We start from the raw sequence: 12,163 nt of genomic DNA, 5'->3' as shown, positions 1-12,163 counted from the left end.
TTTGGCTGTAATGCAAAGGAATTGTTGCAATATTTAAAAAGTGTAAAACCCAAGAAAGTAATTTTAAACGGAGATATAATTGATATATGGCAGTTTAAGAAAAGGTACTTTCCAAAATCCCATATGAAGATTATCAAACATATTTTTGGTTGGGTATCAAATGGGGTAGAAGTTGTATACATTACGGGTAACCACGATGAGATGTTACGTAAATTTGTCGGTTTTTCTATGGGTAAATTGTCTATACAAAATAAGCTGGTTCTCGAATTGGATGATAAAAAAGCTTGGTTCTTTCACGGAGATGTTTTTGATGTAACCATGGAGCATTCTAAATGGTTGGCAAAATTAGGAGCCGTAGGTTATGATTTTTTAATCATGATCAATTATGTTGTAAATAGGGGATGTGAACTGTTAGGAAAGGAAAAGTTGTCTTTGTCTAAACGTATAAAGGATAAAGTAAAGGGAGCTGTTAAGTTTATCAATAATTTTGAAAAAACAGTTACTGATATAGCCATGGAAAAAGGCTATGATTATGTTGTTTGTGGTCATATTCACCAACCCTTGATAAAAGAGTTTGCTAATGAGAATGGAGATAAAACAATCTATTTCAACTCTGGTGATTGGATTGAAAATTTAACAGCATTGGAGTATACCGATGCCGAATGGAGTTTGTATAAATACAAATCGGAAGATTTTATGCATTCCAAGGAGTCTCAAGAGGTAGAATTGTACGATACTACTGAAAAGACTTCTAAAGAATTGTTTGAAGGATTGTTACAGGAATTTAATATATAAAATGCTATGAAAATATTATATGCGATTCAAGGAACAGGAAATGGTCATTTGAGTAGAGCAAAAGAAGTAATTCCGGCACTGAGGTCTAGAGTAGAGGTAGATATATTAGTGAGCGGGACACAAGCCGATATAGAGTTGCCTTTTGATGTGAAATACAATTACAAAGGGTTGAGCTTTATTTTTGGAAAAAAAGGAGGTGTGGATGTTTACAATACCATCGCTACTAATAGTTTAAAAAGTGTGTATTCGGAGATAAAAAAATGTCCGGTACATGAATATGATTTAGTAGTTAATGATTTTGAGCCGATATCAGCCTGGGCTTGTAAGTTAAGAGGGGTCAATTGCATTTCTTTAAGTCATCAGAGTGCCTTGTTATCAGATTTGGTACCCCAACCAGGGTATAGAGATTTTATTGGGGCGATGATCCTAAAATATTATGCTCCATCGATTCAAAACTTTGGTTTTCATTTCAAAAAATACGATTCAAGTATTTATTTGCCTATTATCAGAAGAGCTATTCGAGAATTGGAAGTATCAACGGAAAAACATTACACAGTTTATTTACCTTCTTATAGTGATGCTAAAATAATTGCGGTATTGTCAGAAATCAAAGGAGTTACTTGGGAAGTGTTTTCTAAACATTGCAAGCGACATTACAAAAAGAGAAATGTTGTCATCAAGCCCATTGAGAGTAAATCTTTTGAGAAGAGTATTGCTTCAAGTATTGGGGTTGTTTGTGGAGCAGGTTTTGAAACACCAGCAGAGGCCTTATATCTTAAAAAGAAATTATTGGTGATTCCTATGAAGGGACAATTAGAGCAACATTTTAATGCGGCAAGTTTAGAAGATATAGGGGTGCCTGTGTTGAAAAAACTTAAGAAGAAGAATGTTTCTAAAATTAAGAAATGGGTAAAAAAAGGAAATGTAGTGGAAGTTGTCTATCCAGATAGAACTCAATTAATAGTAGATGCAGTGCTCTCTAAGTATATAATTGCCACAGAACTGTCCAATAAATTAATGCACGAAATTTAGGATTCTTTATAAAAGCAAAAAAGCCATCTATTTTCATAGATGGCTTTTTTTATAAGATGATTCTTATCCGATAATCTGGATGTTTGTAAATGCTTTAGAAACAATTAACGTTCTGTTTTTGAATTGAACATCTTCTAAAGAAACTTCTTCATTGTCAATTTTAATTGAGTTTACATCAAATGGTAAACCGTATAAATTGATTTTGAAAGTTTCGTAAGTGGTAACATATTTTCCTTGTTTGTGTTGTCTTAAGGTCAATTTATTATCTGTTCCAACTACTTTAAAGTGTCTTAAGCTATAACGACCTTTTGTGTAGTCATACCCATCATTTGCATCTTCAAATAAATCAGATTCTTCCTTACCATCTTTGAAATAAACATCCAAGGTCATTTCTGTAATTTCTTTTTCACCAACATATTGCTGTACAGGGTATTTAGGAATCACCGCTCCAGCTTTGATGAAAATTGGCATATGGTGTAAATCAGCATCTACCCAAGTTTCTTTCCCTCCGGTAACAACTTCTTTTGACCATTTATTATACCACTCACCTCTAGGAATATACATTCTTCTTCCTGTAGCATTTGGTTCATTGATTGGACAAACTAAGATTTTGTCACCGCAAATAAACTCGTCAATTCTGTAGTGTGTCTGTGTATCTTCTTGATCAAATAAAACCAATGATTTTAACATAGGTTCTTTCAATTCAGAATACTTGTAGAATGAAGTATATAAATAAGGTAATAATTCATATCGTATTTCGATAAACTTACGAACTACATCTGTAATTTCTTCATCAAAAGCCCAAGGTTCTTGATCCCCATGATCTCCAGAAGAGTGTGTTCTACAGAATGGGTGGAAAGCTCCCAATTGAATCCATCGTGCATATAATTCACCATTTGGTTGCTCTGCAAAACCTCCAATATCTGATCCCGCAAAAGAGAATCCAGAAAGAGCTAAACGCTGTGCTTGAATATTTGCAATTTGTAAATGTTCCCATGTCGCTACGTTATCTCCCATCCAAGTTGATGTATAACGTTGCGTTCCAGAATAAGCAGAACGTGTAATTACAAATGGTCTCTTAGGATAGTTGAATTTTTTCAATCCATGGTAAGTAGCTCTCGCCATCTGCATACCATAAATATTATGTGCTTTGTTATGACTACAAGGGTTACCATCATAATCATGACGTACATCAGATGGGAATGTTTTTCCAGGAACGTCCATAACAGCAGGTTCGTTCATATCATTCCAAACACCTTTAACACCAATATCTTCAATAAGCTCTTTGAAAAGTCCAGCCCACCATTCTCTTACTTCAGGTCTTGTAAAGTCTGGGAAATAACATTCACCTGGCCATACTTTACCTTTCATATAAGGACCATCTGCACGTTTACAGAAATAATCTTTATCTAAAGCTTCTTTAAAAACACTGTATTCATTGTCTATTTTGATACCCGGATCAATAATTACTACCGTTTTAAATCCATCATCAGCCAATTCTTTTACCATTCGCTTAGGGTCTGGGAAATAATCTTCGCTCCATGTAAAACATCTAAATCCTTCCATGTAATCGATATCCAAATAAATGGCATCACAAGGAATTTTTAAATCTCTAAATTTTTGCGTTACTTCTTTTACGTTAGACTCAGGGTAATAACTCCATTTACATTGGTGGTATCCCAAAGCCCATAAAGGTGGTAATTCAGGAGTTCCTGTTAAATCCGTATAGCTTGTAACAACATCATTCATATCTGGACCATAAATGAAGTAATAGTTCATTTCACCTCCCTGTGCCCAGAAGCTTGTTACGTTTCTTCTTTCATGACAAAAATCGAAGTAGGTTCTGAAAGTATTGTCAAAGAAAATACCATATGATTTTCCGCTGTGTAAACCTGTGTAAAATGGAATCGCTTTATAAATAGGGTCTGTATCTTTACCAAAAGCATAAGAATCAGTAGCCCAGTTTTCAAAACGTCTTCCTTTCAAATTGATGTGTTGAGGCTTGTCACCCAAACCATAATAACTTTCGCTGTTTTGAGCTGTTTTACTCATTTTAACGATGTCACCACCCAATTCATAACTTTCTTCCCAGTGAAATCCTTTTTCGTCCTCACAAATTAAAGTATTGTCATTTACATCAAAAATAGATTTACGTAAATCGCTTTTATGAATATGACAAATCAATTTTGAAGTTGTGATGATGTATTTTTCTTCATCGTCAGAAATTTCTAAATGATTGTATCCAGTATTGGCATCATTTGCAATAGCATATGAAAAATCATTATCAAATTTACCAACAGTTGTATACCTAAAACGCAATACACTATCACGAAGAACCGTAAGTTGTAATATCACATTGTTAGAAGTAGAAAAGTGTAGTACGTCTACATCCTTTTTATAATCTGTAATGTTCGCAGGAAATAGATCTCCTTTGTATTCTAGTTGAGTATTTAAAATCATAATTACTAGTAATTTAATAAGTTGCAAAACTACTTAAAAAAATAAAAGAAGTAGTTAAATTTAGTCCGAATTTAACATTGTTTTATTGTTAAGTATTTGATACTCAAAATTACCATTTCACATTCTAATTTTGTTTGATTTACTGCAATTAAAAGAATGTGAAATGGCAGGTTTTATTTGGTGATTTTGAAGAAAACGACACCTAATGGAGGGATGGTTATTTTTGCAGAATTGGATTTGAAATTCCAAGGTTTTTTACCAATTTTAATTTTCTTAGCATTTTTAACACCGCTACCACCAAACTTTTTGTCGTCACTATTCAAAATTTCAACTAAATGTCCTGGTTTGTGAATTCCTAAAAGATGTTTTTCTCTTGGAACTGGTGTGAAATTACAAACGACAACAATATCGTTTTTCTCATCATGTCCTTTCCTAATAAATGAAATGATAGAATCTTCAAAGTTCTCGTAATTGATCCATTCAAAACCTTCAATACCAAATGCTTTTTCGTAAAAAGCAGGTGTTTTTTTATAGATTTTATTTAGTTCCTTTACAAAGTCTTTCATTTTATGATGCTGCGGATCTTCCAATAAGTTCCAATCCAAACTTTTATCAAAAGACCATTCGTTTTCTTGACCGAATTCGCTTCCCATAAACATTAGATTTGCTCCTGGGTGCGCGTACATATAAGCATATAATAAACGCAAGTTTGCTAATTTTTGCCACTTATCACCAGGCATCCTACCTAAGATAGAATGTTTACCATAAACAACTTCATCATGAGATAAAGGAAGCATAAAGTTTTCTGTAAAGGCATAAGCCAAACTGAAAGTAATTTTATTGTGATGGTATCTTCTGTTGATTGGGTCTTCTTGGAAATACTCTAAAGTATCATGCATCCATCCCATCATCCACTTCATCCCAAAACCTAGTCCACCCAAGTTTTCTGGTTTTGTTACCATTGGGAAAGCTGTAGATTCTTCTGCTATTGTTTGTACACCTTCAAAGCTAGCATATACTTCTGTGTTGAAATCTTTTAAGAAAGAAATAGCATCTAAGTTTTCTCTTCCACCATACATGTTAGGTTCCCATTCACCATCTTCACGAGAATAGTCAAGGTACAACATAGAGGCAACTGCATCCACACGCAAACCGTCAATATGGTATTTGTCTAGCCAAAATATGGCATTACTAATCAAGAACGATCTTATTTCATTTCTACCATAATTGAAAATTAAACTTTTCCAATCTTGGTGGTATCCTTTTTTTCTGTCAGGGTGCTCATATAAATGGGACCCATCAAAGAACCCTAATCCGTGATCATCTGAAGGGAAATGTGAAGGTACCCAATCCAAAATAACACCAATATCATTTTGATGTAATTGATCTACCAAAAACATAAAGTCTTTAGGAGAACCGAACCTTGAAGTAGGAGCAAAATATCCTACCAATTGGTATCCCCAAGAAGGGTCGTATGGATATTCCATAATTGGCATAAACTCTACATGGGTATATTCCATCTCTTTTAGGTAGTTCACTAGCTTGTCTGCCAATTCAATATAAGACAAAGGTCTATTTTCCTCAACATTATACATCCAAGATCCTAAATGAACCTCTAAAACAGCATAGGGCTTGTCGAGTCCATTTTTATCTTTTCTATAAGAAAGCCAATCTTTATCTTTCCAATTATAGTTTTCAATATCATAAGCAACAGAAGCCGTTCTAGGAGGTTCTTCACAAGAAAAGGCATAAGGATCAGCCTTTTCAGTAATGATACCATTGTTGTTACTATGTATTTTGTATTTGTATTGCACACCCATTTTAAGACCAGGAATAAATCCTTCCCATATTCCAGATCCATCCCATCTAACATTTAAAAGATGATCTTTAGAGTCCCAAAAATTAAATTCTCCAACAACATACACATGATTGGCAGAAGGCGCCCAAACGGCAAAATAAATTCCTTCTACACCATCTACTTCTGCTGGATGCGCACCAAATTTTTCATATAGTCTATAATGTTTACCGGCTTTGAATAAATTAATATCAAATTCAGTAAACAGACTAAAAGCTTTTACATGACTCATATATTCTGAGTTTTATTAAGTAAAACAGCAACCTTTTGGTTGCTGTTTTGTATGAATTTATATTACAGTACCACTTTTGATGACAGCTTTGCTTTTTATCACAACAATTCCGTCTCTAACAGTATAAGTGGCAGTATCTGTATCTTTTAAGTGAGGCCCTCCGTTTATTCTAACGTCGTTTCCGATACTTGCATTTTTATCTACAATACAGTTGTTGATATAACATCTGTCTCCAATTCCGATATAAGGTTTGTCTTTTTCGATACACTTAGCAATTACGTCTAAGCTTTGGTAATTATCGCTACCCATTAAGTAGGAGTTAGAGATGGTAGTACCCACACCAATTCTACTTCGGATACCAATTACGGAACGTTCAATGCGGCTTGCACTGATGATTCCTCCTTCAGCAATTAAAGTCTTTTCTAAAGTGGTACCTGTAATTTTGGTAGGAGGCAATATTCTTGCACGTGTTAAAACACTTTTAGATTTGTCGAATAAATCAAAGTCAGGAATAGCATCTGTCAATCCAAGGTTGGCGTCAAAGAAAGAAGCGATCGTTCCAATATCTGTCCAATATCCTCCGTATTGGAAACTCATTACTTTATGTTTGTTGATAGATTGTGGGATGATTTCACCTCCAAAATCTAAAGTATCTTCATTTTCCTTTAAAACTTTAGACAAGAAACCTCTACTGAAAATATAAATTCCCATAGAAGCAAGATAGTTTCTTCCTTGGTCTTTCATTTCTTGAGAAACTTCAGAAGACCATTTAGAAAGCTCATCAGCAGAAGGCTTTTCTACGAATGAATCAATCGTGTTATCATCATTAGTTTTTAGAATACCAAATCCAGTAGCGTCTTTTGCATTTACAGGTTGTGTTGCAATTGAAATTTCAGCATTTCTTTCTTCATGCTGTTTTACCATTTCATTGAAATCCATTTGGTACAATTGATCTCCAGAGAGTATTAATGCATAATCCCAATCATGATCCATAAAGTGATGCATAGACTGTCTTACAGCATCTGCAGTTCCTTGGAACCAGCTGTTGTTTCCAGGAGTTTGTTCCGCTGCGAGTACATCTACAAAGGCATCATTAAAAAAGCTAAAATTGTAAGTGTTCTTAATGTGTTTATTAAGAGATGCAGAGTTAAACTGCGTCAAAACAAACATTCTATCAATTCCTGAATTGATACAGTTTGAAATTGGAATATCCACCAATCTATATTTACCAGCAATTGGTACGGCTGGTTTAGAACGAGTTGATGTTAAGGGTTGTAGTCTGGATCCTTGCCCACCACCTAAAATGATTCCTAAGACCTTTTTTTTCATAATTGTTTTTGTTAGATTAGTTTGTTGTATAAGTCAATATAGTTGTTTGCAGCGCTGTCCCACGAATGGTCAATTTGCATTATTTGTTTTCTGATTCTTTTAAATCTAGGTTGATCTTTGTATAATTCAATAGCTCTTTCAATAGCTTCAACGGCTTCGTTTGTATCGGTGTTGTCATGACAAATTCCAAAACCATTTTCTTCTGAAATATCAACAATTGTATCTTTTAAACCTCCAATACTTCTTACAATAGGTATGGTTCCATAGCGTAAAGAATACATTTGGTTCAAGCCACAAGGCTCTACTCTAGAAGGCATGACTAAATAATCTGCCCCTGCATATATGATATGTGAGAGAACTTCATCATATCCTATGAAAGTATTGTAATTTCCACTATGTTTTTCTTTTAATGCATCAAGTTGGTGCTCCACAGTTGGATCCCCTGAGCCTAGGACAAGAATATTTGCATCAAGTTTAGGATTACTTAAAATAGCGTCAAAAATATGTGGTAAAAGTTCCGCACCCTTTTCTCCAACCAATCTACCTATAAAGGCAAATAATGGTTTTTCAGGGTTTAGATCAAACTTATCACATAAAAACATTTTATTATTTCGTTTCCCAGAAAGAGAAGTTTGTTTTGTGAAATTTTTTGAAATCATTGGATCTGTGGCCGGATTCCATACGTCCGTATCAATACCATTTAAGATTCCTGTTGATTTTCCTTTTTCATTATCTAACAACCATTCAAGTCCGTTGGCGGCACTTCTTAACTCAATCAAATAACTTGGTGATACGGTAGTAACCGCCCAAGAACATTTAACCGCTGCTGCAAGAGGATTGATCATCTGCTCCCATTCTAGCATTCCAGAATAAGAAAGATCATACTCAGGGAAATAGTTTAATTTATCAAAAGAAAACTGCCCTTGGTATTGAGCGTTATGAATGGTCAAAATAGTTGGAATCTCTTTTAAAACTTCAAATTGATGTGCATAAGTCATCATAAAAGGAATCAATCCGGTATGATAATCATGGCAGTGTACAATTTGCGGTTTGTCATGAAATTGCAATATCCAAATCAGTACCGCTTTTTGAAAAGCCATAAAACGTTCCGTGTCGTCGGTATAACCATAAACATTCTCCCTGTCCATAAGTCCTGGGATTTTTATCAAATATAATGGATATCCTAATTCGTCACTTTCTAATTGAATAACCTCAAAATCATACAGAAGACCTCCCAAAGAAACCGTGTTTCTATGGTCTAAACGAAAACTTTTGTTTTGTGTGAATTTAGTGTTGTAATAAGGCATTACAACCGCAGTTTTTTTACCTGCTTTATTTTGATATTTTGGTAGTGCTCCAACAACATCAGCTAATCCTCCTACCTTTGCAATAGGATAGCATTCAGCACTAATATGTATTATTTCCATTCATAATTATTTTTGATGTCTAAACTTACGTAAATTTTTTATAAATCTTATTTTATAGATATGCTTTTTCTAACCATTTGTTAATTTGTTTACATTGAGTTGTTATTCAGTAAGTTATGTTGTTTTTATTTGTTTTTTTAGTATGTTGTTTTATAATACCTTGTATTATAGCATGTTATTGACTGCTTATATTGTATGTTTTTGTATGGTAAAGTCATCTTTTAAAAAAAGACCTTTTAAAAGATTCTTAAAATTGGTTTTTTGGTTTTATATATGAACCAAAAAGCCAAAATTTATAAAACAACTTCAAAAGTTATCGGTAAGGAATATTTTACCCTTACAGGTACTCCTCTTTGTTTTCCAGGAGTCATTTTCGGCAGGGTCTTGACAACTCTAGAAGCTTCCGTTTGAAGTCTTGGATGTGGCGCTCTCGATTGTACTTCTGTGATGTTACCATGTTCATTTATGGTAAACATTACAAAAATTCTTTTCTTTCCTGGAGCAAGACCCAGTTCATTTGCGAGTTCAGCGTCAAACTTTTTATTTACATGTTTACGAACCTTGTTAGAAAAACACGCTTTTTTTTCTGCTTTAGTACCTTTTTCACAACCAGGGTATACAGGTATATTTTCTATGATTGCAAAAGGAACATCTTCTATAATTTCCTCGTATTCTGCTGCTTCGTTGATATTGTCAATATCTTCCGAGGTAATCACAGCTTCCGTTTCATCAGTTTCAGTGGATTCAATGATGGTTTCAGGGACATCCGCAACATCCTCTACCACTTGAATGATTTCTATCAATTTTGGAGGTGGTGGGGGAGCGTGTTTGATTGGTGGTGGTTTCCTGTGAGTGATCACCATTTCCTCAACTTGTTCAGAGGTAATTTCTACGCTGCTGAAAGTTGCGATTTCTCTAATGTAGGATTTGTGTTCTAAGGCTATATAAGTAAAAAATAAAGTCAAAACTAAGCCGATTAGCATAAATTGATGACTGTAGTTCTCTAATCTAGCACGTGGGTTCTTTTTAGTGTCCATAACGCTGAGATTTAAAAGATTAATATACCTCTAAGTTACGAATAAATCAGGGGTAAAACACTATAAAAAGATTAAATAGTCTTATTTTTAAATTATTGCTAAGGACAGATTGTTTGTGTTGATTTTTTTCTTAATAAAATGAAAAAACCTTATATTTTTATTAAAAAATATAAGGTTTTTCTGTGCTGTTTTTTTTACACTAGTCGTTCAATTTAAGAACGGCCATAAAAGCTTCTTGAGGGATTTCAACATTCCCTACTTGTCTCATACGTTTTTTACCTTTCTTTTGTTTCTCAAGTAATTTACGCTTTCTAGAAATATCTCCACCATAACATTTTGCTGTTACGTCTTTACGGAGTGCTTTTGTTGTTTCTCTTGAGATTATTTTTGCTCCAATTGCTGCTTGGATAGGAATATCAAATTGTTGTCTAGGGATCAATTCTTTTAATTTCTCACACATTTTTTTACCAATAGTGTAAGCATTATCCGCATGCAATAAGGCAGAAAGGGCATCTACTTGTTGTCCGTTTAAGAGAATATCTACACGAACTAATTTAGATTCTTTCATTCCAATTGGATGGTAGTCAAAAGAAGCGTACCCTTTTGAAACTGTTTTCAATCGATCATAGAAATCAAATACGATTTCAGCCAATGGCATTTCAAATATTAACTCTACACGTTGTGTTGTTAAATAGGACTGATTCACGATAATCCCACGTTTTTCAATACACAAACTCATCACCTGACCAACAAAGTCTGCTTTGGTGATAATAGAAGCCTTGATAAATGGCTCTTCCACACGATCTAAACTAGAAGGATCTGGTAAATCTGTTGGGTTGTTTAACAGAATTATTTCGTTTGGAGTTTTTTTCTTGTATGCATGGTATGAAACGTTTGGTACCGTAGTAATAACAGTCATGTTAAACTCACGTTCTAAACGTTCTTGTATGATTTCCATGTGAAGCATTCCTAAGAATCCACAGCGGAATCCAAAACCTAAGGCTGCAGAGCTTTCTGGTGCGAATACCAAAGAAGCATCGTTTAGCTGAAGTTTTTCCATAGAGTAACGAAGTTCTTCATAATCTTCTGTATCCACTGGATAAATCCCAGCAAAAACCATTGGCTTTACGTCTTCAAATCCATCAATTATTTCTGTCGTAGGTACAGCTGCATCCGTAATAGTGTCACCCACTTTTACCTCTTTCGCTGTTTTAATACCTGTAATAAGATATCCAACATCCCCTGTTTTAACAGATTTTTTTACAACCTGTTCTAGTTTTAGGGTTCCAACTTCATCAGCAAAATATTCATTATTTGTTGCCATGAATTTGATGCGTTGTCCTTTTTTGATTTCACCATTTAGTACACGAAAGTACGTTTCAATTCCTCTATATGAGTTGTAAACTGAATCAAAAATCAATGCTTGCAATGGCGCATCAGGTTCTCCTTTTGGAGCAGGGATTCTATCAATAATGGCTTCTAGGATATTGTCAACTCCAAAACCAGTTTTTCCACTTGCATGAATTACTTCTTCAGCATCACAACCTAAAAGATCTACGATGTCATCAGTAACCTCCTCTGGGTTGGCACTTGGTAAATCTACCTTATTTAGGATAGGGATTATCTCTAAATCGTTTTCCAATGCTAAATATAAATTAGAAATAGTTTGCGCTTGAATGCTTTGAGCAGCATCTACAATAAGCAAGGCTCCTTCACAAGCCGCAATAGATCTAGAAACTTCGTAAGAAAAATCAACGTGACCAGGAGTGTCAATTAAGTTTAATATATAATCTTCTCCTTTAAATTTATAGTCCATTTGAATGGCGTGACTTTTTATGGTAATACCACGTTCACGTTCCAAATCCATATTGTCTAACAATTGATCCTGTTTTTCCCTTTCCGTTACGGCTCCTGTATAATCCAAGAGTCTATCGGCTAAGGTACTTTTACCGTGATCAATATGTGCAATGATGCAAAAATTTCTGATGTTTTTCAT

The 12,163-nt window shown here is 34.3% G+C and carries 8 protein-coding genes; 2 read left to right on the top strand and 6 right to left on the bottom strand.

Features of this window, described 5'->3' with window-relative positions; genetic code table 11:
* Both P8H68_RS06865 and P8H68_RS06860 read left to right on the top strand, forming a co-directional pair.
* Positions 1–795: UDP-2,3-diacylglucosamine diphosphatase (locus P8H68_RS06865; RefSeq protein WP_300322782.1), on the top strand; the 795-nt coding region annotated here is incomplete at its 5' end.
* Between the two features lie 6 nt (positions 796–801).
* Positions 802–1,827: a glycosyltransferase family protein gene (locus tag P8H68_RS06860; RefSeq protein WP_300322780.1), complete on the top strand. Its 1,026-nt coding sequence runs from the start codon at positions 802–804 to the stop codon at positions 1,825–1,827.
* 63 nt (positions 1,828–1,890) lie between these two features.
* Here the strand turns inward: P8H68_RS06860 and P8H68_RS06855 are convergent, their stop codons facing one another.
* The 6 genes from P8H68_RS06855 to lepA all read right to left on the bottom strand — a co-directional run.
* Positions 1,891–4,287 (bottom strand): glycoside hydrolase family 31 protein, encoded by a 2,397-nt coding sequence (locus P8H68_RS06855; protein WP_300322778.1) that lies wholly within the window; start codon positions 4,285–4,287, stop codon positions 1,891–1,893.
* A gap of 173 nt (positions 4,288–4,460) precedes the next feature.
* The gene (gene glgB, locus P8H68_RS06850; protein ID WP_300322776.1) at positions 4,461–6,374 is read right to left on the bottom strand and encodes a 1,4-alpha-glucan branching protein GlgB; all 1,914 of its coding nucleotides are present in this window, start codon (positions 6,372–6,374) and stop codon (positions 4,461–4,463) included.
* Positions 6,375–6,431: 57 nt separating this feature from the next.
* Complete coding sequence (locus P8H68_RS06845) at positions 6,432–7,706, bottom strand: glucose-1-phosphate adenylyltransferase (protein WP_300322784.1); 1,275 nt, start codon at positions 7,704–7,706, stop codon at positions 6,432–6,434.
* Between the two features lie 8 nt (positions 7,707–7,714).
* Positions 7,715–9,130, bottom strand: a complete 1,416-nt coding sequence (locus P8H68_RS06840) for a glycogen synthase (RefSeq protein ID WP_300322774.1) — start codon at positions 9,128–9,130, stop codon at positions 7,715–7,717.
* Between the two features lie 293 nt (positions 9,131–9,423).
* On the bottom strand, positions 9,424–10,167 hold the full coding sequence (locus P8H68_RS06835; RefSeq protein WP_300322772.1) for an energy transducer TonB: 744 nt from the start codon (positions 10,165–10,167) through the stop codon (positions 9,424–9,426).
* Between the two features lie 199 nt (positions 10,168–10,366).
* The coding region (gene lepA / locus P8H68_RS06830; protein WP_300322770.1) for a translation elongation factor 4 at positions 10,367–12,163 on the bottom strand (1,797 nt) is incomplete at its 5' end.

The sequence above is a fragment of the Flavicella sp. genome, from assembly GCF_029238425.1.
Lineage (GTDB): Bacteria > Bacteroidota > Bacteroidia > Flavobacteriales > Flavobacteriaceae > Flavicella.
The sequence above is the reverse complement of the archived record's forward strand: the minus strand, read 5'-3'. Positions and strand labels throughout refer to the sequence as shown.